Source organism: Phytobacter sp. (genome assembly GCF_059074235.1).
On record NZ_JCACPZ010000005.1, the window covers coordinates 28,400 to 53,167 of the forward strand.

Here is a 24,768-nt window from a genome sequence, read left to right on the forward strand (position 1 = left end):
TCAACACAGGATGCCGTATTAATTTGCAACGCCCCGATTCCAGGTGGCAAGGATCCGTTTCGGAATGCAAAAGGACATATTGATGTACATTAAATTGGGTAATACCCAGAATCCCCTTACAACCTATACCTCTGTCGCTTCTTCTTCTGACCAAAAGGCAGATTCAACCACTGCTGCAAAGCAATCAACAGCCGCCACCCAGACGACATTATCCAGCCTGGCGAGCCTGCTCAGTGATGCGGCAACCCGAGCAGAAAAACGCGATGCGTCCAATAGCCACGATCAGCTAAAAAGCATGGCCGAAGCCTTGCTGAATGTTATTGATGGGCCGGTTTATACACAGAATAAGGCGAAGAATGACAGTGAAGTGCCTGATACTAAAAGTGCCGAATTGTTGCAACTCGCCACTAAAGCCACGGATTTTCTCAACGGCAAAACCGCGAATCCTTTTGCGGGAATGCAGCGTGAACAGCTTGCGCTGATTGCTTACGATGACGGTACGGCGTTTACCGTCAATGAGCGACGTGCTGCACTAAAAGAAATCGGTGCGCAGGATGATAAATGGACGCAGAAGTTCATCAGTAACGCGCAAAAAGAGATCAGCGCCTCTGGAAGTTATAAAAAAGCCTATGGTGAACTGCTGAGTCACTATCAGTCCTTACCCGCGATTGAACAAGCGCAATACGATGAAAACTTTGAGGAGCAACTGGTCAAGAAAGTGGCGAGCTCGAACACTAGTGGATCAGGGAAGGATTCCGTCTTTACTGAAGCACTGGTGAATCTGCAAAAACAGCAAGTCTCCTCTATGCGAATGCAGATCTCATCGCTGAGTCTGTTCTCGCTGGCAGCCAGTCGTTAATACCCTTCAAGGCAGCCTGTTATTCATGCAGAAGAGGCTGCCTTTTATCGGTCGAGCAGCGGTTGCGTCGGTTTGAGTGTCACATTCATCAACGCCAGAATATCGGCGAGCGCCTGCTCCCTGTTTGCTGGTGAGGGGTCAAGCGCCAGCAAGTCCGCGTAACCGTTAATCATCGCACTCAATTGCCTTGCGACCTGTCCGGCATTAACCGGAGCAAAGTCCTGCGCCACACATCCTTCGTTGATTATTGCGACGATTAACCGGTTCCAGCCTTCATTAACCTTACGCGCCAAATCGCCATACTCCGTGATTCGTGTGCTGGCTTGCCAGGTGTCGGAATAGAGCAGCCAGTCAGCATCCACTTCATAGGGCAAAATGCTGTCCGCCAGTTTGAGCAGCGCTACTGCAGGGGGGATATCCTGTAACAGTTCGCCGACGTGCATGTAAGTCGGCCGTCATATATTTATCCAGTGCCGCCAGACACAGTTCCTGCCAGTTAGGGAAGTAATGATAAATATGGCTTCGGGAAATCCCCATCACTTCCGTCAGGTCCCGGGTTGAGGTTTGCAGCAAACCTTTACTGCGAAACAGCGACAGGGCGGTATCAAGGATCTCTTCACGTCGTTGTCTGGGATGATGGTCGGGCCATAGTGTCCTCATTGACTTTGAGCGACTGCTCAAGTAACGTTGCGAAAAATTGAGCAGTCGCTCAAAATTACATTCTACGCTAAGAACATCATGAATCAACACGACGACGAGTGCCTGGACGATGATCAGGCAATTAAGCACGCAACACGGAAAGAAACTGGTCTGGACCTTTTTACTTGTGTTGATCGAAAACATTTTGCTGGTGACCTATCCGTTATTTGCCGGATTTGCCATTAATGCGATGACTAAAGGTGACCTCCTGACGGCACTGGTGTATGCGCTGGTGGTGCTGGGCATGTGGGCGGTGGGGGCTGCCCGCCGAAGTGTGGATACCCGGACCTTTGCGCGTATCTATGCCCAGCTCGCTGTTCCTGTCATCCTCGCCCAGCGAAATAATCAGCAGTTGCACTCGACCATTGCGGCACGCGTTGCGCTCTCCCGCAGCTTCGTTGATTTTTTCGAAACCCATCTGCCGATGCTGATCACTTCGATCATTTCCATCGTCGGCTCGGCCTTTATGTTGCTGCTACTGGAGCCGGTGGTCGGTGTCGGTGCTCTGCTGATGATTGGCCTCTTTGCGTTGTGTTTACCCGGCTTCACCCGAATCAACAACATGCTGTACTACCGGCTGAATAATCGACTGGAAAAAGAGGTGGGGTTTATTGGCATCGCCAAAGAATACACCTTAACGCGACACTATCTGATGATGGCGCGCCTGCGGATCCGGCTCTCAGACAGGGAGGCGTGGGGATATCTGGCGATTGGTATCGCCAGTGCCGCTCTGTTCGCGACCGCTATTACTATCATGACGCTGGGCTCGCGACTCGATGCGGGGCATATCTATTCCGTCATGACCTATCTGTGGATGTTTGTGATGAGTCTCGATGACGGACCAACACTGACCGACCAATATTCCAAACTGAAGGATATTGGCGAGCGAGTGAATACCGGTGAGGTGTAAACATCCATGCTGAAATATCTGACCGTGTTGATCCTGCTGCTGACGGTTGTTGTCGTGATGCGCCTTGACGAATTCAGTGTCAGCAATATAGGGCAGCAGCAAACACTTAATATTCAACATCGAGAAGATAGTCTGGCAGGCACGTTAATTTTGCCGGAAGGGGTAACATTCCCCCCGGTTGTGGTGCTGGTGCATGGTGACGGAGCACAGGATCGCTGGTCAGAGGGGGGATATCTTCCACTGGTCAATTTTCTGGTAGAAGAGGGTATCGCTGTTTTCTCATGGGATAAACCGGGCATCGGAGAGAGCCGTGGTAACTGGCTTGCACAGACTATGGACTGACCGCGCCGATGAAGCCGCAACAGTTCTGATCACGCTCTGCGCCAGGAACCGGCAGCTGCGGCAACAGTCAGGCAGGTTTTCTCGGGTTTTCGCAGGCCGGTTGGGTTGTGCCCGCTGCCAGTGATAAAGCGCAAGGGCAGACTTCGCTATCCTTATTGGTCCGGCGATTAACTGGCGCGATCAGGGTTCTTACTATTTGCGCCAACGGCTTGTGCAGTGATGGGCGAAATCTAAGGCGCGAGCCATAGCAAAAGCCAGTTGCAAAATGATACTACTGAGTTTCGAGCGCCAGTTTACGCCTGACATCAGTCTCGCGACCTTGTTCAGGGCAATGTAACCGTGAAGACTTTCGAACGGCGTAACGCGTTTTCTGATGCCAGAGACAACAATATCGTCCTTGTCATACCCCTGTTATGATCCTGATGGGTGAACGACGATCGCAACGTTGATCCCCACTGAAACATTAGATGATCTGGAAAAGCACCTTGCCTGAACAAGACGCCTCACTGTTTTCAGCTGGTGGACGGGCGCCACCCATGGATCTGCTGCGCAGCGGGTGGTTTGACTATCAGCTTACCGTCCCAGTGGCCGTGGTGGAAAGCGGGGCATGTTTTTACTTTCCGGGCGCGAAGCCATATGCGCCCGGCGCTCTAGTGCAGAATTGCCGGGCTGGGCAGCATGCAGCCGCGAGTGTCAGCGCTGAGGTGAGTGCAGCATTGATTGCACCGATCAGGAGCAGAGCCAGTATGGTGTGCGCTATTCATTTCATGACCGACAGGACATTCGGTTTATGCATGCCGTCAAAAGATCCCTTACATGGCATTACCCTGGAAGCACTTACTCAACGCGCTGGTGGCAAAATACGGCTGGGCGGAACTGGCAAAGCGCATCAATATCAATTGCTTTCAAAAGCGATCCCGAGCATCAAATCCAGTCTCAAATTTTTGCGCCGCACACCCTGGGCACGCAGCGAGGTTGAAGCGCTGTATATCGACTCACTAGAGGATCGATTCCTCGCAAGTTGCGCAGGAAGAAAACACCGAAAACCCGTGGGCAAACTGGCAGGATAGAAAAGAGTAAAGGTCTAAAAAACGCGCCAGATAAAAACCTTAACAACAGCATTGATATCGCGCATATTGATTGACAATTACCATTAATAATCCACTGATAAAAAGGGAATTGTCATGAAAACGTATGCGTTTTATTTAAGCGATATTGCGGTAAATGTTTATGATAAAAAGACCTTAACCGCTGAAAAGATAAAGCAATTAAAAGAAGAGGGTTTTCATAAAATGCCCTTTGAAGCCAAAGCTGAGAATGAAGCTCAGGCAACGGACCTGATGTTTAAGCATTTCAAAGAGAACCACGAATCGCTGAAAGAATTCACCACGGATTATTGCATCTCCTCAACAATTTTTGCCTCGCTCTACATGTTGAACGCATGAGTTTTAAGAACAATTATTCACTCTTAACGCGTGCCAGTATGGGACGGCAAATGAAGAACAGGGCGATAGCGCTGCAAAACGGGAAGGCGGCCAATTGTAACCAGGGAATTGCTGCATCCGCAGAAGGTGTTAACGCCCGATCCAGTTGATTGCCCAACAATAAATTTCCTGCCAGTACGGCCACTCCGCCCGCAGTGGACAACGCACCATAGTGAGCGCCCAGCGTCGCCGGAGTGGCGAACTCCGGGATCAAATCTTTTGCGGATGGCACCAGGAGCATCTGACCCAGAGTCAGCAGCGTAACGAAGCTCGCGGCTGGTAACAGGCGTAACAAGGAGTCAGGTGGCGGCATCGAGGCAAACAGCGCAACGCTGAGAAAAGAGGCCGACAGCAGCAAAAAACCGACCGGCAAAATCCGCATTGCACCGATACGACGGGCAAAACGGGCCAGCGGAAGCTGAAAAATAATGATCAGCACCGACGCCAGCATAAACAGCGGACCGAGATCTTTTTCGCTGCCACCCGCGCGGGCAAGCTCCACCGGAAGTGCCAGATAGAGCTGGTTGTAGCTCAATAGCCACGAACTGTAGGCAATGATAAACGCCACAAAGCGGGGCTGGCGGAAGGTGGTCCACCAGGGTGTAATCTTTAGCGTTTTGCTATGCCGGGCATCCAGTGGAAGGCAAAAATGAAGAACGATCAGCGCAATAATGAAGACAATGGCACCGGCAAGGGCCACCTGTCGGAAACCCAACCCTGCAAGCAGTGCACCCGCCACCGGACCTAACACCGCGCCGAGTTCTCCGCACACGGCAAAGAGCGCAAACCACTCTGCGCGGCTGCGTTTCCCCCGTGCTTCACTGTCCGTACCGGCTTTCGCCAGTAGCGCTTCAATTGACGGAGAGAAAAGGGCACCGCCAATTCCCGTCAGGCAGGCACCGAGAATAATCGGCGTAATGCTGTCACCCAATGCCAGCAGGAGATAGCCTGCCACGCGGACCACACAACCGCAAAGGATGACAACTCTGGCGCCATATCGGTCGGAGAGCGCACCGCCAATGATAAACATGCCCTGCTGCGAAAACGTTCGCAGCCCCAGAATCAGGCCGATCATCCCACCGGATAACAGCATGTCATCGCGCAGAAAGATCGCAAGGAACGGCACGACGGCATAAAAGCCGATGTTAAAGACAAACTGACTACCCAGTAAAACGGGCGGCCAGAGTTGTGTGGCGGGACGAAGGGTTGGCATGCAGCGTGTCTTCTTTAGATCAGATAATGAATGTGTTTTTTGCCATGAAACGCAGAGATTTCAATTTTGGTTTTTACCCGGAACACATCCCAGAGGAGATCTTCGGTCAAGATCTCTTGCGGCGTACCTGAGGCAATCACCTGGCCTTGTTGCATCACAATTAACGCATCACAGAACATGGAGGCATGATTGAGGTCATGAATCGCGACAATACTGGTCACCGGCAATTCGCTGATAAGCTTCATCAGCTGCATTTGATGGTGAATGTCCAGGTGGTTAGTCGGTTCGTCCAGCAGGATCTCCGTCGGCACTTGCGCCAGGGCACGGGCAATATGCACGCGCTGACGCTCACCGCCCGACAAACTTAACCAGCCTTGATCGCTCTTTTGCAGCATATCTACTCGTTCCAGTGCCGCATTGACTGTCTCATCATCGTGACTGCTCCAACCAGAAAACGCGGTGTGGTGAGGAATACGGCCCAATTTCACCACATCACGCACGCGCATGTTCGACTCCGTCATACCATGTTGTTCCACGAACGCAACGCGCCGGGCAAGCTGCTTTTTGGGAAGACGGGCGATGTTATTGCCATCCAGCGTTACCGTACCTTCATGCGGTCGACGCAACCCGGCAAGCACCCGCAGCAGTGACGATTTCCCTGAGCCATTGGGTCCCAGTAATCCCACCGTTTGCCCCTGGGCGACCGACAGAGACACATTGTTAATAATGACTTTTTTACCTACCTTCCAGGTAATATTTTCAGCAATGATACTCATCACTTGTTCCTTGAACGATAGATAATGACGGCGAAGAACGGCACACCAACCAGGGCCGTAACCACGCCAACCGGCAGGCTTTGCGGGGCAATCAATATGCGAGAGGCAATATCCGCCAGTACCATCAAAATGGCGCCGGCCAACGCACTGGCAATCAGCAACGTGCGGTGAAGCGGGCCAAAGAAGAAGCGCATCATGTGGGGAACAACCAGACCGACGAAGCCAATCGATCCCGCCATGCTGACAATGGTCGCCGTCATCAGTGCAGTAGCTGTAAAGAGAACCAAACGAACGACGGGAACATTGATACCCAGAGAGGCAGCGGCATCGTCACCAAAGGTGAAGGCATCCAGTGCACGCGAGTAGTAAAGGCACACGGCCAGGCCGAGCAGCATGACGACCAGCGCTAACTGGAACTCCGGCCAGCGCACACCGCTGAAGCTACCTAACAGCCAGAACATCACATCACGCGCCTGTTGAGCACTGGCGGAGGTGCTGATCGTATACGCCGTAATGGCGTTGAACAGTTGTGACGCCGCCACGCCCGCGAGAATCGTGCGTTCGTTACCCCCGCGCGCGCCATTAGTGAGGAAAGCCACAAAAGCAAAGGCCGCAAACGCGCCGGCAAATGCCCCGGCGGAAAGCGAAACGGCCCCGGTACCAATCCCCAAAACCACAACTGAGACCGCACCGGTTGATGCGCCCGCCGACACCCCCAGAACATACGGTTCCGCCAGCGCATTTTTCAGCAGGCTTTGCAGTACCGCGCCGCAAATCGCCAGACCCGCACCACAGCAGGCCGCCACCAGTGCACGACTCAGTCGAAAATCCCAGATAACACTTTCATAAATGCGGCTGAGCGGCACTTCTGTCAGGCCAAGTCGGTTGGTGAGTGCATAGAACACACTGCTTAGCGGGATAGACAGTTCTCCCACACTGACACCAATTGCCGTAACCAGCACCAGTAACACCAGTGCCAGTATCGTCGATGTGGTCAGAAGCAGGCCCTGTCGGGCCTGGATTACTGCCTGGGTCATCAGTTCAGCCCCATTTTTCTGAGCTGTTCAGCAATTTGTTCTGCGCCATAAATGGTGCGAATAGTGGGGTTCATGGCCTGGCCATCCATCACTACGATGTGGCCTTTTTTGACCGCATCAAGCTGGCTGACGGCCGGATCGCTTTTCAGGAATTTAATTTTTTCTTCTGCGTTATCAAGCGCCCAGCGGTTACGATCGAGGCTGGAGACGACGATCACATCCGGGTTTGCAGCAATGATGCTTTCCCAGCCCACGGTTGGCCACTCAGTTTCAGACGTGATGGCATTATGGCCACCCAGTACGTTGGCGATAAAACCGGACGCACTGTTCTTGCCGCCAACATAGGCATCAGAGGAGGGCGATGAGCTGGAGAACCAGAACACGAACGACAGGTCTTTCTTATTCTTCGTGAATTCGGCCCGCAGATCGCTTTCGCGTTTTTTGAAGTCAGCAACAAGCGCATTACCGCGATCTTCGACGTTAAAAATGGTCGCAAAATCAGCGATTTCTTTATACAAGAAACTCATATCCCAGAGTTTCTGACGGCTACCGTACATATCACCGACGGCTTTTTTGGTTGCGCACATGCCCGGGGACACATAGCTGTTCACGCCGACGGTAGCGAGATCTTCACGCTTAGCCACTTTACTTTCCGGCCCCAGCAGTAATGGCAACTGAGCAGGAACAAAATCAGGATTCTGAGCCAGGACGGATTCAAGCGTCGGGATTTCTACGGTCAGTGTTTTAACTTGTTCATTTTGTTTAGCAAGCGAAGGCAGGACTTTTGTCGGCCAGAATGCGCTGGCAACGACTTTGTCCTGAAGGCCCAACAACAGCAGAATTTCCACAGTATTTTGACCCAGTGCGACCACACGCTCAGGCGCTTTGGTGAAGGTCTCCTGATATCCGCAGTTTTCAATGGTGACAGGGTAGGTAGTAGCAAATGCGGGGCTAACCGAGGCGAAAACCAATCCTAAAGCACTGATGACCTTTTTCATGTAACGCTATCCTTCGTTGAGTTATCTCTGCAGGCCCAAATTTGGGCTCAAATGTGAATGAGAATTAATACTATGGGCGCAGTTTTATACAATGCTGAAGAAATAGTGTCAATTAAATAGATAACAGCCTGTTATTAAAAAGTTTCCGTAGCGTTTTAGGGGGAATTTAAGTGGGAAATACGGGCAGATAAAAACGAACGAGATGATACAAATAACTCAGTCATGCGGGGCAGCTATAAAGGCGGAATCAGAACGTGTTGAATAAATTCAAACAGCCATGATGACGATACGATGCAGTGAGTTGTGTATGCCTGAAATAAAAATTCTGCATGCAGGCAAACAGCATACAAGGTTGGTAATGTTTGGGTTAGCGAAGGCAGTTTAAAAAATGAGTGAGTATGAACACAATGGGATGCGTTGTGTGGGCGTTCGGCGCTCAGAGAAAATCAGAACAATGAAACCAGGCATAGCCTGGAGGTTCAACCTGGATACCAGGAACCAAAGAAGGAACAGAAGATGCCCATAAATGACCAGGGTAATCATGACTGTAAAACCATGGATTCTGCCTTAATCCATTTAAGTGCGCATAATGTATATTATGTTAAATTGAATCCATCCCAGCGTTCTGATGTGTTGCTATCTATGTTCCTGCGTCTGCTGACTTTTTCTCTCAGTATCCGGAGCTACCAGAATCAGTAGCTCTCCCACATCGTGACTTACCTCTGGCTGGTTTACACTACGCCCCTTTCTTGTTGCTCATTTACAGGATGTACCATGCTTAAACTCGTAAACGTTATCTTACTCGCGACTCTGATCAGTGGCTGCGCAAAGTCTCCTGCGACTTCAGCCTCACCTGCGGATAAAAATATGCTTGTCGGTTTCTGGGCCATGCTGCCGTTGAAAAACGGCATCGCCAATGTTGTAGAGTTTCGCGCTGATGACCAGGCGTTGTTGCACTCATTCAACTGTGAAAACCCGCTTGTAGAAATCGACGTGGAGACATCTCACTACGTTGTTGATAAAAACAGTCAGACGATTCATTTATCCTCACCCGGTTATAAGAACCAACTGAAGATTCTGGGTATTGTTGGGCGCGTGATGAAACTGGAACAGCCCCTTGAACTGGAAAATGAAAGCCTGACCTTTTCCTATCTTAAGGTCACCAAAGCTGTACCTCTGTGTTCTCTTTATGTGCCAAAAAACAAAAACGAAAACAAAGAAACAGCTTATAAGCCAACAGACTTTGTTGCGTCTCCCGTTATACCTGCGCATAAAGATCTGGCGAAATATGTCGGTAAATGGCAGGAAAAAAACGCTACCCAACTGGAAATTGTTAAAAACAGTAAGGGGCAATACACATTGTTCCATGCACCAAGTGAAAACTGGCACCACCTGTACAATGATGTGCACTGGGTTGGCGACGAGTTGTACTTCCAGAGCTATGCCTATTCTGAGAAACCGGAACTGTTCAGCCATCCGTACCACAAATCACAAACGCCCCATCAGATCCAATTGCTGCCTAATGGGAAATTACGCCTGAGCTTTATCATTGGTGGTGAAAAAAGCAGTTACGAACTGACGCGGGAATAAATTCCCCCTCACTGAAAAAGCCGACCGTAGTACTACCGTCGGCTTTATACTCAGGCAATAAAAAAGCCGGCTGCATTTCTGCAACCGGCTTCTGTTTTTTTAACGCCAGAAACTCAGGCGTTCAGCAATTGCAGACCGCACTCTTTCACGCTGGCCAGCAGTACTTTAACGTCCTGCAGGTTCACGGTCGGGTTCAGCAACGTCAGTTTCAGGCAGGTTACGCCGTCGGCTTCTGTTACGCCCACGTTCGCGGCACCAGATGCCAGCAACGCATCGCCGATGCGCTGGTTCAGCAAAGCAACAAATGCCGTGTCGCCCTGCTCCGGACGGAAGCGGAAAAGTACGCTCGCCAGCTGCGGCTTCATTACCAGTTCCAGATGCGGCTGTTCAGTCACAAACTGCGCCACGTCCTGTGCCAGCGTCACGCCGTTATCAATGATTTCGGCGTACTGCTTTTTACCCAGCGCTTCAAGACCCATCCACAATTTCAGGGCATCAAAACGACGAGTGGTCTGCAGAGACTTCGACACCAGGTTCGGTACGCCATGCTCTTCATCGAAATCAGAGTTCAGGTACGCGGCCTGGTAACGCATCAGCTGGTAATGACGAGCATCTTTCAGCAGGAACGCGCCACAGCTGATGGTCTGGAAGAATTGCTTGTGGAAGTCCAGGGTAACGGAATCCACTAACTCAAGGCCATTCAGGTAATGACGATACTTCTCGGACAGCAGCAGCGCGCCGCCCCAGGCTGCATCAACGTGAACCCAGATGTCTTCTTTCGCGGCCAGCGCTGCAATTTCCGCTAACGGATCGATCGCACCCGCATCGGTGGTACCGGCAGTAGCAACAATCGCCATCACCTGCTCACCGTTGGCTTTCGCCTGCGCCAGTTTCTCAGACAGATCGTTAATGTCCATGCGTGAGAACTCGTCGGTTTTCACCAGCGTCACGGAACGATAGCCCAGCCCCATCAGCGCCATGTTCTTCTGCACGGAGAAGTGCGCATTTTCAGAACAGAACACTTTCAGTTTGCTGAGATCACCCGTCAAACCATTCTGCTGAACAGAATGACCCTGGCGAGCGAAGAACGCATCGCGCGCCAGCATCAGGCCCATCAGGTTGCTCTGCGTACCGCCGCTGGTGAACACACCGGCGTCGCCCGCTTCAAAACCAACCTGCTCACGCAGCCATTCAACCAGCTTCACTTCCATGATGGTGGCTGACGGGCTTTGATCCCAGGAGTCCATGCTCTGGTTGGTGGCATTGATAAACACTTCAGCAGCCTGGCTAATCACCAGACTCGGGCAGTGCAAATGCGCCACACATTGCGGATGGTGCACGGACAGACTGTCTTTGAGGAAGTACTCAACCGCGCGCTCAATGGCGGCCTGGTTACCCAGGCCCTGAGAGCTAAATTCTAAGGTTGATACGCTCGCGAAGCTGCTCAACGGTTTTGCCCTGGTACATTTCAGGCTGCTGTCAACCATTCCACCACGGCTTTTGTGCTTTGGTCGATAGCGTCCTGATAGGCGGCAATACTTTGCGCAGAACCTGACAGAATCAGATTTAAATCAGACATTCGCTCGATGAACTCCGATTAAACAGGCTTAACGCCAGCATTCAGCAGGGCGGTTTCAAATTTATCGAGGAAAATTTCCAGTTCAGCATTGGAGATTAACAGCGATGGCAGCAGACGCACGACACAACCGTTACGGCCGCCGCGCTCCAGAATCAGACCTGCTTTAAAGCACTCTTTCTGCAGTCAGTGCAGAGAGTTCGCCATCGGCCGGGTAGCAACCCATGTGATCCTGCGCTTCGTTCGGTTTAACGATCTCAATACCGATCATCAGACCCAGACCGCGCACGTGACCAATGACCGGGTAGCGTTTCTGCAGCTCGCCCAGTTTGCCTTTCAGCCACTCGCCCTGGATAGCGACTTTATCGGCAATACGATCGTCTTTCAGGATTTTCAGCGTGGTCAGGCCGGTCGCCATCGCCAGCTGGTTGCCACGGAAAGTACCGGTGTGGTGACCCGGCGCCCATGCGTCGAACTGCTTTTTGATACCCAGAACAGCTAATGGCAGACCGCCACCCACAGCTTTGGACATCACGATAATGTCTGGCTCGATACCGGCGTGTTCGAAGGCAAACAGTTTGCCGGTACGGCAGAAACCAGCCTGCACTTCGTCGATGATCAGGATAATGCCGTGTTCCTGAGTCACTTTACGGATGCGTTGCAGCCACTCAACCGGAGCCGGGTTAACACCGCCCTCGCCCTGTACGGCTTCCAGGATCACCGCGGCAGGCTTACGCACGCCACTTTCAACATCGTTGATCAGGTTGTCGAAGTAGTAAGTCAGTGCTTTAACGCCGGCTTCACCGCCGATACCCAGCGGGCAACGGTACTGGTTCGGGTAAGGCATAAACTGCACTTCTGGCATCATGCCATTGACGGCTTCTTTCGGTGACAGGTTACCCGTCACGGAGAGCGCGCCATGGGTCATGCCATGGTAACCGCCGGAGAAGCTGATCACGCCAGAACGGCCGGTGACTTTTTTCGCCAGTTTCAGTGCAGCTTCAACGGCATCAGCGCCGGACGGACCGGTGAACTGCAGGCAATATTCTTTACCCTGACCTGGCAGCAGCGACAGCAGATAAGATGAAAACTCATCTTTCAGCGGCGTGGTCAGATCGAGCGTATGTAACGGTAAGCCACTGGTAATGACACTTTGGATGCTTTGAAGCACTTCAGGATGGTTATGGCCAAGTGCCATAGTCCCGGCACCTGCGAGGCAATCAAGATATTGATTATTTTCAACATCGGTAATCCAGACACCCTGCGCTTTGGCAATTGCCAATGGCAGTTTACGCGGATAGCTCCTGACGTTAGATTCAAACTCAGCTTGTCTTGCTAAAAAGGTTTCATTGCTTTGCGGTAATGAATTAGCACTCAAAGAATCAATACGGACTTTATCCGTCATCATATCACTCCTACAACCGCGGGTATCATGAACGCCGGGTTGAATTAAAGGTTAATGGGCGGGGTAGTAAAAAACGCGGCTAATATATGTTGTTTTAGCAACGGACTCAACGTTTTATTTCTTGCTGTTTATTACAAAATTTTTCCTTGCAAATCATACCTTTATTTAACGCAAATGATTGAAGTCAGCTTTTAAAAAAATTATTATTTTTTTCATTGGCTTACTGTAAAAGCCTAAGGAAAACATCGATCCAGACCGGTTAAATCACTTACTATGCCCGCGCTAATTATTCCTGTACGGCGAGCCAGCAGGTATTTTTAACGACTGTGGCGGGACTTTAACGTTAAGACGTGACGTTTTCACGACAGCTCTGCCCCGCTGACGAATGAGTAAAAACTCAATCCTGACAAAGAAAAGGAAACCAATAATTTAAGTCATATAATGCGCATCACACCCCGTAACGTGTGACAGGCGAAACACGTTATCGACAACGGGAGCATAGCATCCTGGGTTGTAATCAGAAATGTTCGCGGGCGGACATTTCGTAAGGCGAAGTTCACCTTCCCTTATGCCGAGAATGAAAATTTTCTTGCCATTTCTTAATGGCGCCCTGATATGAGATTGTTATGACTCGCATTTATCCACAAATCGTCGTTGCCAAATTTGGCGGTACCAGCGTTGCTGACTTTGACGCGATGAACCGCAGTGCCTCCATCGTCCTTGCTGACCAGGATGTTCGTCTGGTTGTGTTATCTGCCTCCGCAGGCGTTACCAATCTGTTAGTGGAACTTGCCGCAGGCCTCGAAAGCCAGCGATCGCATGGACAAGATCGACACCCTGCGCACCATTCAGTACAACATTATTTCTCGCCTGAAACAGCCTGACGGCTATCGGCCAGGAAATCGATCATCTGCTCGAAAACATCAGCCGCCTTGCTGAAACAGCAGCACACGCCGCGTTCAACTGCGCTGAGTGACGCGCTGGTCAGCCACGGTGAACTGATGTCCAGCCTGCTGTTTGTCGAAGTGCTGCGTGAACGCGACGTTGATACCGAGTGGTTCGATGCCCGCAAAGTGATCCGCACCAATGACTACTTTTGGCTGCGCGGAACCGCAGATTGCCGAAACCGCTGAACTGGCAGAAAAACAGCTACGCCCGCGCATTGAACAGGCGCTGATCATTACCCAGGGCTTTATTGGCAGCGACTGCAACCGGGACAAACAACGACACTCGGCCGTGGCGGCAGCGATTACAGCGCCTCACTGTTTGGTGAAGCATTACATGCCGCGCGCGTGGATATCTGGACCGATGTTGCCGGGATTTACACCACCGATCCCGCGCATCGTTCCTCAGGCACAGCGCATGGACAGAGTCTCATTCTCTGAAGCCAGCGAAATGGCCGCCTATGGGGCCAAAGTGCTGCATCCGGCAACCATGCTGCCTGCGATGCGCAAAGACATTCCGGTGTTTGTCGGCTCCAGCAAAAATCCGTCAGCAGGTGGAACCCTGGTGTGTCGCCATGCGGAAAACCCACCGCGCTACCGTGCGCTGGCTATCCGGCGCAAGCAGACACTGCTGAAGTTGCACAGTCTGAATACGCAGCCGGCCTGCGCGTTCCTGGCTGAAATGTTTGCCGTGCTGTCGCGCCATAATGCGTTGATTGATTTGGTGACCACATCTGAAACCAGCATTGCGCTGATCCTCAACTCCTCATGCGCCACCTCAGGTGATGCTGACTCGCTGACGACGTCATTACTGACCGAACTGTCATCGCGTTGCCGTGTGGAGCTGGAAACCGGCCTGGATCTGGTGACATTGATTGGCAATGAACTGACCCAGGCATCTGGTGTGTGCAAAGATGTGTTCGCTGAACTGGAAAAGCACCATGTGCGTATGATTTGCCACGGTGCATCCGACCACACGCTCTGTTTCCTGCTTCCGGCAGAATCTTCAGACAGCGCAGTGAAAGCGTTACATCGCAGTCTTTTTGAATAAGATGGCGTAACCAGAAGCGGGCCGATGTAGCGCTCGCTTCTGGTCAAAACCCTTAAGCCGGACTGGCTTCCAGTATTCTCCCTTCCTCCTGCTGCGGCATCACTTTTTCCAGCAAAACAGCGACATTCACACTGTCTGTTTTCTCGGGATCTAAGTAGGCACGTGCGTAATCACTCCACACACCCGATTGCAGGAACAGGATAAACAACTCCCGGTCCAGGTGATTTTCGTTCACCATACTGACCATAATACTCAACGCCTCAGAGAGCAATTTTCCAGGTTTGTAAGGCCGGTCGATCGCGGTTAACGCCTCAAACACGTCCGCAATGGCCAGCATTTTGACCTGCACACTCATCTGCGTATGATCGAGCTGATACGGGTACCCTTTGCCATCTACGCGTTCGTGATGACCACCGGCAATCGTGGTCACATTCGCCATCGTGCGCGGGAACGGCAGATTATCCAGCATGATAATGGTCTGCATAATATGCTCGTTAATCTTGTAGCGCTCCTCGTCATTTAGCGTACCGCGGCGAATGGACAGGTTGTAAATTTCACCGTAGTTATACTGGAACATCGGTTTTTTCAGCTTGAAGTTATATCTGTCCGCCTCTTTGCTGACGGCAGAACGATAGACAATATGCTCTTCTTTATCTGCCAGCATCGGTTCTTGCACGGGTAATACAGCGCCTGGGTAGCGATTTTTGCGATTCAACTCTTCCTGCGAAACCCCGGCTGCGTCATCAAGCGTCCGTGTCCAGCGGTAGTTGGCAATCAGGTTAATCCGCGACAGAGCGTCATCAGAAAGAAACTCGCTACCAATATTGCAGCGGGCAATAAAATAGAAATCGTCGTCGAGCTGGCGCAGCGTCTCTTCCAGCGCGTTCACGTCAGCCTCTTCACTCTGCTGACGTAAAAATGCAATCTCTTTTTCCCGTTTAAGTAGCTCGAACCGCATTCTGATTTCATGGATTCGGTTGTAAATCAGCTCCAGCTTGGTGGCTTTATCAACAACGGCTTCCGGCGTCGTGATCTTCCCGCAATCATGCAGCCAGCAGGCAGTGTGTAATTCGTCCCACTCGTTTTCGGAAAGCGTGAAACTGGCAAAAGGCCCCTCCTGTGTCTCCACGGCGGCTTTTGCCAGCATCTTGGTGATGACCGGTACACGCTGACAGTGACCACCGGTGTAAGGACTTTTTTCATCGATAGCACCGGCAATCAGTCTGATAAAGGCATTCAGCAATTTCTTTTGCTCCACCAGCAAATGCTGAGCTTCAATCGCCACAGAAAGCATGCCCACCAGCGAATTGATCAACTGAATTTTTGCATTTTCTTGTTTATCAGTCAGCGTGTCGGTGTTGAACAATAGCAGGAACCCCATGGGGTGATTATCGTGTGTCTGCATGGGTACGGCGACATAACGTAAGGGTAAATGCGGCAGCAAAAACGCCAGCAGTGGCCCCGGAATATTGTCCCGGGTGAGTGTACCGCTTACCGTCTGCCCACCCAGTATTTTCCAGAATGAATCACATCGTTCATTGTCAACGGCCAACAACGGAAGTTCGGAAAAATCAATGTTCTCGTCCTCCCAACGAAAGGCAACGGGCGAAAAGAAATTCACATCCTGATTGGCAAGAAACACCATACCGCCGGTCATGTCAGCGATTTCGATGGTTTCGGTGAGTAGCCCTTGCATCTGCTGGGTAAAATTATTCTTCACGGTCAACATGCTGCCCATCGAAATAAACTTGATCAGCGTCTGCTTCATTTTTGCCATTGCGGTATGCAAGTCATCAATCTCTTCAATGATCGAGCTTTTTCCGGAATGTTCATCTGCCTCAAAATGTAAGCTGCTTATCTCTTCCGCATCTTTACGTAGTCTGAGTAGCGGATGGGATATTTTTCGGGAGAAATACCAGATAACCGGCAGGCTAAGCAGAAGCAACAAAAATGCGATCAGCGTAGAACGGTTGCTAATAGAACTGGCTCCGGCAGTCAGATAAACCGCCGGGGTGGCTATCGCAAGGTGGTAGTCCTTTCCCATGCTGTGAATATTGATTACCGCACCATACCATTCCTGATTTTCAACACTAAAAATGTGGCTCTTACCTGACGCCCCTTCAAGTAGAGGTTTAAGTACCGGCAAAATAACCATTTTCAGACCGCCATGATTATCGTGCTCAGGTGTGGGCTGGCTGGCGATGACCTCACCCGATTCTGACAAAATTGCGGCCTGACTGCCCGGCGGTAACCCTTGTTGTTGTAAAAATGCAGAGAGTGACGCGAGTGACACATCGAGGCCAATCACCGCATGTTGATTATCGGCCTGTTGACTGTAGGTAAAGCCGGTTTCACCCGTGGCTTTAAAAATATAATTGGGCGACGTAATCAGTGCCTTTTCCGACCTGGCAAGGGTATACCAACCCCTGCTACGCGGATCGTAATTATCAAAAGGCACAGTGGCAGATGAAATAATGTTTTGCTTATTGTCTAAATAAAACTCTTTTTTTTCCGGCGGACTGACATCAAAACGGTAGATTTGGGCGAGCCATTGCGCATTATCCGGACTTTTAAATACGGCACGACGCTGGCTTGTTAACCGCCGCAGAATAAAAAAGTCGCCATTGTCCCAGGCGCTATATACCGAGCTGGCGTAATTGTTCTGCTGCAAAACCATAATGAAATTGCTTAGCTGCGCCATACGCTCTGACTCAGTCGTCGCATCGGCAACCGGCATTTTCGCCAGAATATTCACCGAACTCGCCATGGTGCGGGTCACCGAATTCAGTTCCGCAGCAATCGCTTCGCCGGTTTGTTGATAACGCTGATGTGTGCTGACTTCGGCCAGTTTAGTCAGTTGACTATGACTGAACAGAATGATGATGCTGCCAATTGAGACAATTAATAACGTAAAAAGCACGGTTATTTGAATGTGCAATGGATACCGATTTTTTAGTTTTCTTATACGCGTTTTCATTGGCGCTTTTCCAGGAAAGATACGGCGACTCTTTTTAAGCATAATCGAAGCCGTTAAAAGCGACAGGCGAGTAAAAAAAAGACTGTATTTCTGCGCCTTAAGCCAGGATTTGCCCGATCCTGTCATGCATTAAGTCCTGTTAGTTGTTAATACCACTGTCTGGCAAAGAGGTTCTTCCCCTATGCACGTTGTGCAATTAACCCGAGTGCATTGACTTAACCTTTAATAAGCCGAAAATGTGCCTTCCAGGCGACAACCGACATACCGGAGTATCCCATTAACCGCTCGCGCTGTTTTTTTCCGCTAACCAGAATTAAAAAAAGCTGTGTGTTTATGGCAACGGCGCTTTTGCTCGCCAGCTGCACCTCTAAACCCCCTGCGTCACTCGTGACCCCTCTTCCGCCCGTCGCTAAACATCCCCTCGCGGATAAATCGCAACAGCGCAACGAGCCGATGCGCGGAGTTTGGCTGACCACGGTTTCCCGCCTTGACTGGCCGCCGTTAAATTCAGTGAATGGCAGCAGCCCTGCCGTACGTATCCGGCTTCAACAGACGGCACTCACGACCAAACTGGATAAGCTGAAAAGTCTGGGCATCAATACCGTCTTCTTCCAGGTGAAACCGGACGGGACAGCGCTCTGGCCATCAAAGATTTTGCCGTGGTCAGATATGCTGACCGGCACCATTGGTATGGATCCGGGCTACGATCCGCTGCAGTTTATGCTGGATGAAGCGCACAAACGTGGGATGCGGGTTCACGCCTGGTTTAACCCCTACCGTGTCTCAACCAATATCAAACCCTCTACGGCGGCCGAACTCAACCGGACGCTGTCTCTCAATCCGGCAAGCGTATTCGTGCTGCACCGCGACTGGATCCGTACCTCTGGTGACCGTTACGTTCTCGATCCCGGCATTCCACAAGCGCGAGACTGGATAACCAGCATTATTGCTGAGGTCGTAGCGCGCTATCCTGTCGATGGCGTGCAATTCGATGACTACTTCTATACGGAATCAGCGGGTTCTGCACTCAATGACAACAGTACCTTCAGGCAGTACGGCCAGGGGTTCAGTTCCAAAGCAGACTGGCGGCGACATAACACCCAGGAGCTGATCGAACAGGTATCGCGTACGATTAAGCAACTCAATCCTAACGTGGAATTTGGTGTGAGTCCGACAGGTGTGTGGCGCAACCGTTCTCACGATCCGGCCGGTTCTGATACCCGTGGTGCAGCCGCTTATGATGAGTCCTACGCCGATACCCGGAGATGGGTACAACAGGGGTTGCTGGATTACATCGCCCCGCAAATCTACTGGCCGTTTGCCCGTGACGCAGCCCGCTATGATGTGCTGGCTAAATGGTGGGCAGAGGTGGTGAAACCGACCAAAACGCGACTCTACATTGGCGTGGCACTTTATAAAGTCGGGGAACCGTCAAAAAACGAGCCAGACTGGACGGTCAGCGGTGGCGTGCCTGAGTTGAAAAAGCAGCTTGATCTGAATGATGCCATCCCGCAAATCAGCGGCACGATTCTGTTCCGTGAAGGCTATCTCGATCAACCGCAGACCCGTGATGCAGTGAGTTATATCAAACACCGCTGGGGTGAGTAATCGCCAGAGTGTGCTTTCCCCCTCGCCCTCGGGAGAGAGGGGGAAAATGGCGGCACTGACGTTCTCCCGGGCCTGCCCACTTATTCCGCATCTGCTCCAGTAATCCGCACGAGATGAACCGTCAGCCACAGCAGCTCATTTCCGCCCAGCGTGATATCAAGCTGCGATTTCACATAGTCGCGAATCAGCAATGAACAGCGGTAGACATGTGGAAACTCCTTGATGATTTGCACCAGCAGGAAGCTGTCACGCGATGTATCCAGTTCCCCTTCCTGTAAGCGCTGCAGAAAGAATTGCATGTGGATCAGAAATCGTGAGTAGTTCAGCGAACTGGTATCAATCTCCCGTTTGAAGTGATACTGCACCAGATTAAAGATGTCCTTGAGCATCTTCACCGACTGCATGGTCTGAGCTACGTCATCCCCCTGCGTTTGACCGTTCACCAGATGAAAGGCAATATTCCCCGCCTCTTCATCGGGCAGATGAAGCCCGTGCTGCTGATTAATCGCCGCGACGGCCTCACTGGCTACCCGAAACTGCTGCGGGTAAAAACGGCGGACTTCTGACAGCAACCGGTTCTGAATCGCAATGCCTTTCTGACAGCGTTCAATGGCAAACATCAGGTGATCGGCCAGGGTGAAAAAAATCTGTTCCCGAACCTTATTCGCCAGTTGAGCATTGGCCCGTGAAATGATCATCGAAGCCATTTCGATTACCGCATCGGGCATGGAGGAGAGTGCCTCCAGATACCCGCTGCGGTTTGTTTGCTCCTGCACCACAAACAACTTTTCGATTTTCTCAGGCGCTATGTCATCGCCTGGTCGGCTACTAAAGCCGATACCCTTCCCCATGACGATCACCTCCCGGCTCTCGTCATCGCAGGAAAGTACCAGACTATTGTTAAGCACCTTTTGAACAATCATGGCTGAGCGTCGTCCTCAGAATTACCGTTTCGTGCAATCACACCCTTATACCACCAGAAGCTACGTTTGCGGATCCGGCGCAGCGCTTTCAGGTCCTCTTCGCCGCGATCGACGTAAATAAACCCGTAGCGTTTGGCATAGCCCTGATGCGTACTAACCACATCAATCGCTGCCCACGGACAATAACCCATAAGGTCGACACCATCGGCAATCGCCAGCTGCATCTGTTCGATATGAGCCTGCAAAAATGCGATACGGTAGTCATCATTAATGGTGCCATCGTCTTCCAGCTTGTCCGGTGCGCCCATCCCGTTTTCAGTGATCAGAACAGGCAGGCCATAGCGCTCACACACTTTACGTAACGTCAGGCGCAACCCTACCGGGTCGACCACCCAACCGTAAGGCGTTTTGCCCACCCACGGATTTTCTGCCGGTCGATAGACCCCCGTCTCGCCAAGCATGATTTGCTGATCGCCCGCACGCGGGGCCACATCATTACCGTCACCTCGACTGGCTGCGATGGTGGCGGTCGAATAATAGTTTATCGCGATAAAATCAGGCTTCGCCTGGGCCAGAATATCCGCATCACCTTCCTCGAATACGGGCGTCAGTCGCCGATCCCGCAGCCAGGCCCAGGCCAGCGCGTTGTAACGCCCGTGGACGGCCACATCGAGAAAACTCCAACAACGCAGCGTCTCCCAGTTATGCGCGGCAATGGCATCTTCGGGTTTACAGGTCTCGGCATACATCGAGGTGGTATTTATCGCCGGGCCAATTTTCAGGCCCGGGTAGTCGCGGTGGCAAAGGGCAAACACCTGCGCCTGCGCCAGCATCATGTGGTGATTCTGCTGATAAAGCGTTTTCTGGTCCGGCAGTTCACCACCTTCGGGCACGCCAATTGCGCCCGGATGCAGGATCATGGTGTTCTGTTCATTAATGGTCAGCCATAAGGGCACTTTGCTGCCAAACTCGCTGAACAGTAACGTCGCATAGCGGACGAAGGCATCGATAGTATCGCGATTAAGCCAACCGCCCTTTTGTTCCAGCGCCCTGGGTAAATCAAAGTGATACAGCGTGACCACAGGGGTTATCCGATGTCGGATCAGGGCGTCGATTAAGCGACGGTAAAAATTCAGCCCGGCGGCGTTGACGTCTCCATCTCCCTGGGGGATAACCCGGGACCAGGCGACGGAGAAGCGGTAGGCCTTCAGACCCATTTCCGCCATCAATGCGACATCTTCTTCGAAGCGATGGTAATGGTCACTGGCGACGCGGAAATCTGCCGTACCCGCCGGGTGCGTAATCATGTCCACAACCGAGGGCCCTTTGCCGTCTTCATTCCAGGCCCCTTCAACCTGATACGCAGAGGTTGAGGCTCCCCAGAGGAAGCCCTCCGGGAAAGGGGCGGCGTTCTGGTAAATCATACTGCGCCCCCGTTTTTGGATTGCACCATCAGCTCATCGCCAAAGGTTACTGAGGAGGCCGTTGTCATACGCAGCGTGGCATCGTCATCGCCGTTCACTACCACAACGGGCGTAATCAAGTCATAACCAGCGGCTTTTATCGCAGCGATGTCGAAGGTAATCAGCGTCTCGCCTGCTTTCACTTCATCACCCACTTTGAGCGACGACTGGAAGTGCTGGCCGTTAAGATTGACGGTATCAATGCCAATATGGATGAGCAGTTCGAGGCCATTGGCATCCTGCAGACCTACTGCATGGCATGACGGGAGGAACATCATCACTTTTCCATCGAAAGGTGCTTTCAGCACCCCTTCCTGTGGATAGATCGCTACACCCTGGCCCAGTAACCCGCCGGAGAAAACATCATCATTCACGTCGGATAACGTGACAACGTCACCACTCAGTGGGCTTGCAACCACGCTATCTCCCGATACAGTCGGTGCCAACGAGGTATGAGTTGCCGTCAGTGGTGCGGTAATCTCTTCTTCTGCATCTTTAAACGCAAACATCCAGGTAATGGCGAAAGTCACCACAATCGAAATCGCCACGGTCACCAGCGCATGAACAATGTTCATCGGGTTTTCACCGATAAACGCCGGTAATGCGGCAAGACCCGGAGAGACAAACGCATAGCGTACCAGTCCACTTAATCCTGCGTACATCCCGGCGCAACCCCCACCAATCATCGCGGCCACCAGCACACGGCGGTATTTAAGCAATACCCCGTAAAGCGCAGGCTCAGTGATCCCCAGCAGCGCAGTAAAACCGGATGAAGAGGCCAGTTGGCGCAGGTTGCTGTTTTTGGTTTTCATCGCCACGCACAGTGTTGCCGCACCCATCGCCACGTTTGAGGCCAGCATGCCTGGGCCGTTAATCATCTCGAAGCCATTTTTGCTCAGTTGACCGGTCGCAATCGGCGTCATTGCCCAGGCAGTGCCGGTGATAATCAGGAACGGTTGTAATGTGCCCATCAACATTGGAATTAACCAGCTTGCATGACGGTCAATCGTTGCCGCACCTGCCGCCACCAGATCGTTAAGCAGAATACCTGCCGGGCCGACCACTACCAGCGCCAGCGGCGCGGTAATCAGCAGGATCAGCATCGGCTTGATAAAGAATTTGATGATGGATGGCGAGACTTTTTCCGCGAAGCGCTCCACCCATGACATCAACCAGACGGTCAGAATAATGGGCAACACCGAACCTGCGTAGTCAGAAAGCAGGACGTTGATGCCCAGAAAGTCCACCGGTTTTCCGGCGGCCATCATCTGTCCAATCCCCGGATGCAGCAACACGCCTGCGATGGTCATCGCCAGGATCGGGTTACATTCGAACTTCATTGAGGCACCGTAAGCCAGCAGCACCGGCAGGAAGAAGAACGCAGCATCGGCGATGATGTTCAGCAACTGGTAAGTAGGACTGGTAGCGCTAATCAGCCCCGTCAGTTTGAGGATGGCCAGCAACGCCTTGATCATCCCCGCCCCAGTGATGGCCGGGATCACCGGCGTGAAAGTGGTGGAAATCACGCTGATGATGCGGGTAATCACCCCATTACGTTTCTGATCTCTGTTTTCCCCGACAACGGCTTTTTTCTCCGGCAACGCTTTGTTGAGCAGGCGGAAAACCTGCTGAACCTCGTTACCAATCACAACCTGAAACTGACCGCCCTTCTCGACAACGCTAATGACGCCGGGGATCTGACTGACGGCGTCGTCCTGGACTTTACTACGATCGTTAAACTCCATACGCAAACGCGTGGCACAGTGGGTCAATGTACGAATATTCTCCGCGCCGCCCACGTTCTGGAGTATCTGTTCTGCAATCTCTTTATAGTTCATGGTGTTTCCCTGGTGTTGGGGCAAAAAAAAAGACCAAAACAGAGACGCTCCCCTTAACGGGAGAGCATTTCTATTTTGGTCTTGCCTGCTTGCGCAGTAGCATGCCGTAATAAAAATGGGCAATTTCGGCGGATTATCTGGAGTTAACATCCGCAGCACAATCTTCAGTTGTTAAAAACGTGATCTGCGTTGAGTAAATTCTTAAAAACAATATTTCTGATTATGACAAATCTACTGGCAGAATAACGACTTTAACGCGCTCATTTCTGCAACTTCTTGTAGTAAAAACCCCGGTTTATGGAACATAAAAGGGAAATTCAACAACACGTTAACTGATGCTATCCGGCCATTGGAATGATATGGCATAGTGAAGCGCTTGTTAAAAAACCGGAAGGGTAAAGGGAAGAAAAGTGACGACATCCAATATTAACATCGCATTCGGCTATTCCGATATTCCAGCAGGACATGTGGCCTCGGTCGTCACCTGCCTTGATATGCGCCAGAAACCCCAAACTGCCGCAGCACCTCTGCCTGACGGTGTGACCCTTGAACCTTTTGTCGGCGACGATCTTGCAACTTATCGTACGCTGTTTCGCAAAGTCGGCGAAGACTGGTTGTGGTTTTCCCGGTTATTTATGCCTGATCAGACGCTGAAAAATATCCTTAACAATGACGATATTGCTATCTACACCATCCGTGATAACGGTGTCGACATCGGCATGCTGGAACTGGATTTCAGGGAGCCAAACCAATGTGAACTGGTCTTCCTTGGATTAGTTCAGGGGACGACCGGTAAAGGTCTGGGGCGAGCGGTGATCAACAAAGCCGCTGAACTAGCCTGGGCAAAATCGATAGAACGCTTCTGGGTCCATACCTGTACATTCGACCACCCTTCCGCGCTCAATTTTTATATCCGTTCAGGCTTTACACCTTATGCATTCCAGGTAGAGGTTCGCCCGGATCCGCGCCTTACAGGGCACTTGCCTCGCCATGCAGCACCGCATATTCCGCTGATCGATCCGCAATAGGAAAGAGTATCTGAGCAAGAAAGCGTCAGGCCTGAATCTTATTCAGG

At 51.6% G+C, this 24,768-nt stretch carries 18 protein-coding genes and 3 pseudogenes; 9 read left to right on the forward strand and 12 right to left on the reverse strand.

The annotated features are described in order from the left end of the window. Positions 1–82 precede the first annotated feature (82 nt). Positions 83–859 carry a hypothetical protein gene (locus tag AC5JPW_RS14095; RefSeq protein WP_494241277.1) on the forward strand — a complete coding sequence of 259 codons (777 nt, stop codon included), beginning with the start codon at positions 83–85 and terminating at the stop codon, positions 857–859. Between the two features lie 44 nt (positions 860–903). Here the strand turns inward: AC5JPW_RS14095 and AC5JPW_RS14100 are convergent, their stop codons facing one another. Together AC5JPW_RS14100 and AC5JPW_RS14105 are read right to left on the reverse strand one after the other, a co-directional pair. Then, positions 904–1,302 carry a TetR family transcriptional regulator C-terminal domain-containing protein gene (locus tag AC5JPW_RS14100; RefSeq protein ID WP_494241279.1) on the reverse strand — a complete coding sequence of 133 codons (399 nt, stop codon included), beginning with the start codon at positions 1,300–1,302 and terminating at the stop codon, positions 904–906. Continuing rightward, positions 1,223–1,702: a TetR/AcrR family transcriptional regulator gene (locus tag AC5JPW_RS14105; RefSeq protein ID WP_494241281.1), complete on the reverse strand. Its 480-nt coding sequence runs from the start codon at positions 1,700–1,702 to the stop codon at positions 1,223–1,225. Before AC5JPW_RS14105 ends, AC5JPW_RS14100 begins: the two co-directional genes overlap by 80 nt. On the opposite strand from AC5JPW_RS14105, the gene AC5JPW_RS14110 reads away from it, so the two are divergent. From AC5JPW_RS14110 to AC5JPW_RS14125, 4 genes are all read left to right on the forward strand, one after another. Next, positions 1,629–2,468 carry an ABC transporter six-transmembrane domain-containing protein gene (locus tag AC5JPW_RS14110; protein ID WP_494241282.1) on the forward strand — a complete coding sequence of 280 codons (840 nt, stop codon included), beginning with the start codon at positions 1,629–1,631 and terminating at the stop codon, positions 2,466–2,468. The genes AC5JPW_RS14105 and AC5JPW_RS14110 overlap by 74 nt on opposite strands. A 6-nt stretch (positions 2,469–2,474) precedes the next feature. Further along, positions 2,475–2,810: an alpha/beta hydrolase family protein gene (locus AC5JPW_RS14115; protein WP_494241284.1), complete on the forward strand. Its 336-nt coding sequence runs from the start codon at positions 2,475–2,477 to the stop codon at positions 2,808–2,810. Between the two features lie 467 nt (positions 2,811–3,277). Further along, on the forward strand, positions 3,278–3,880 hold the full coding sequence (locus AC5JPW_RS14120) for a VF530 family DNA-binding protein (protein WP_494241285.1): 603 nt from the start codon (positions 3,278–3,280) through the stop codon (positions 3,878–3,880). Between the two features lie 114 nt (positions 3,881–3,994). Further along, on the forward strand, positions 3,995–4,255 hold the full coding sequence (locus AC5JPW_RS14125) for a hypothetical protein (protein WP_494241286.1): 261 nt from the start codon (positions 3,995–3,997) through the stop codon (positions 4,253–4,255). Positions 4,256–4,268: 13 nt separating this feature from the next. On the opposite strand, the gene AC5JPW_RS14130 is transcribed toward AC5JPW_RS14125, so the two are convergent. The 4 genes from AC5JPW_RS14130 to eitA are packed head-to-tail and all read right to left on the reverse strand — an operon-like array spanning position 4,269 to position 8,318. Continuing rightward, complete coding sequence (locus AC5JPW_RS14130; protein WP_494241288.1) at positions 4,269–5,507, reverse strand: MDR family MFS transporter; 1,239 nt, start codon at positions 5,505–5,507, stop codon at positions 4,269–4,271. A 14-nt stretch (positions 5,508–5,521) separates the two neighbouring features. Then, positions 5,522–6,283, reverse strand: coding sequence for a siderophore ABC transporter ATP-binding protein EitC (eitC, locus tag AC5JPW_RS14135; protein WP_494241290.1), 762 nt, complete (start codon positions 6,281–6,283; stop codon positions 5,522–5,524). Continuing rightward, positions 6,283–7,320: a FecCD family ABC transporter permease gene (locus tag AC5JPW_RS14140; RefSeq protein ID WP_494241292.1), complete on the reverse strand. Its 1,038-nt coding sequence runs from the start codon at positions 7,318–7,320 to the stop codon at positions 6,283–6,285. The genes eitC and AC5JPW_RS14140 overlap by 1 nt, the downstream gene beginning before the upstream one ends. Then, a complete protein-coding gene (gene eitA / locus AC5JPW_RS14145; protein WP_494241294.1) occupies positions 7,320–8,318 on the reverse strand; it encodes a siderophore ABC transporter substrate-binding protein EitA in 999 nt (332 codons plus the stop codon). Before eitA ends, AC5JPW_RS14140 begins: the two co-directional genes overlap by 1 nt. 774 nt (positions 8,319–9,092) lie before the next feature. Between eitA and AC5JPW_RS14150 the strand changes: the two genes are divergently transcribed. After that, entirely contained in the window at positions 9,093–9,908 is an 816-nt protein-coding gene (locus AC5JPW_RS14150; RefSeq protein ID WP_494241296.1) for a hypothetical protein, read from the forward strand. Positions 9,909–10,021: 113 nt separating this feature from the next. Here AC5JPW_RS14150 and AC5JPW_RS14155 read toward each other — a convergent pair. Both AC5JPW_RS14155 and AC5JPW_RS14160 read right to left on the reverse strand, forming a co-directional pair. Continuing rightward, a pseudogene (locus AC5JPW_RS14155) lies at positions 10,022–11,487 on the reverse strand (pyridoxal phosphate-dependent decarboxylase family protein). Between the two features lie 18 nt (positions 11,488–11,505). Beyond that, positions 11,506–12,892 (reverse strand): annotated as a pseudogene (locus tag AC5JPW_RS14160) (diaminobutyrate--2-oxoglutarate transaminase). A 623-nt stretch (positions 12,893–13,515) separates the two neighbouring features. On the opposite strand from AC5JPW_RS14160, the pseudogene lysC reads away from it, so the two are divergent. Next, positions 13,516–14,884: pseudogene (lysC, locus tag AC5JPW_RS14165) on the forward strand (lysine-sensitive aspartokinase 3). 52 nt (positions 14,885–14,936) lie between these two features. Here lysC and AC5JPW_RS14170 read toward each other — a convergent pair. After that, positions 14,937–17,861 (reverse strand): HD domain-containing phosphohydrolase, encoded by a 2,925-nt coding sequence (locus tag AC5JPW_RS14170; RefSeq protein WP_494241298.1) that lies wholly within the window; start codon positions 17,859–17,861, stop codon positions 14,937–14,939. 333 nt (positions 17,862–18,194) lie between these two features. Between AC5JPW_RS14170 and AC5JPW_RS14175 the strand changes: the two genes are divergently transcribed. Continuing rightward, positions 18,195–19,469 (forward strand): glycoside hydrolase family 10-like protein, encoded by a 1,275-nt coding sequence (locus AC5JPW_RS14175; protein WP_494241300.1) that lies wholly within the window; start codon positions 18,195–18,197, stop codon positions 19,467–19,469. A gap of 80 nt (positions 19,470–19,549) precedes the next feature. On the opposite strand, the gene AC5JPW_RS14180 is transcribed toward AC5JPW_RS14175, so the two are convergent. From AC5JPW_RS14180 to AC5JPW_RS14190, 3 genes are read right to left on the reverse strand one after another with little or no spacing between them, the layout of a single operon-like run. Next, positions 19,550–20,392: a PRD domain-containing protein gene (locus AC5JPW_RS14180; protein WP_494241301.1), complete on the reverse strand. Its 843-nt coding sequence runs from the start codon at positions 20,390–20,392 to the stop codon at positions 19,550–19,552. Continuing rightward, the gene (locus AC5JPW_RS14185; protein ID WP_494241303.1) at positions 20,389–21,816 is read right to left on the reverse strand and encodes a glycoside hydrolase family 1 protein; all 1,428 of its coding nucleotides are present in this window, start codon (positions 21,814–21,816) and stop codon (positions 20,389–20,391) included. The genes AC5JPW_RS14180 and AC5JPW_RS14185 overlap by 4 nt, the downstream gene beginning before the upstream one ends. After that, positions 21,813–23,693, reverse strand: a complete 1,881-nt coding sequence (locus AC5JPW_RS14190) for a beta-glucoside-specific PTS transporter subunit IIABC (RefSeq protein WP_494241305.1) — start codon at positions 23,691–23,693, stop codon at positions 21,813–21,815. The genes AC5JPW_RS14185 and AC5JPW_RS14190 overlap by 4 nt, the downstream gene beginning before the upstream one ends. A gap of 410 nt (positions 23,694–24,103) precedes the next feature. On the opposite strand from AC5JPW_RS14190, the gene AC5JPW_RS14195 reads away from it, so the two are divergent. Then, the gene (locus AC5JPW_RS14195; RefSeq protein ID WP_494241307.1) at positions 24,104–24,721 is read left to right on the forward strand and encodes a GNAT family N-acetyltransferase; all 618 of its coding nucleotides are present in this window, start codon (positions 24,104–24,106) and stop codon (positions 24,719–24,721) included. The last annotated feature ends 47 nt before the right edge of the window (positions 24,722–24,768 follow it).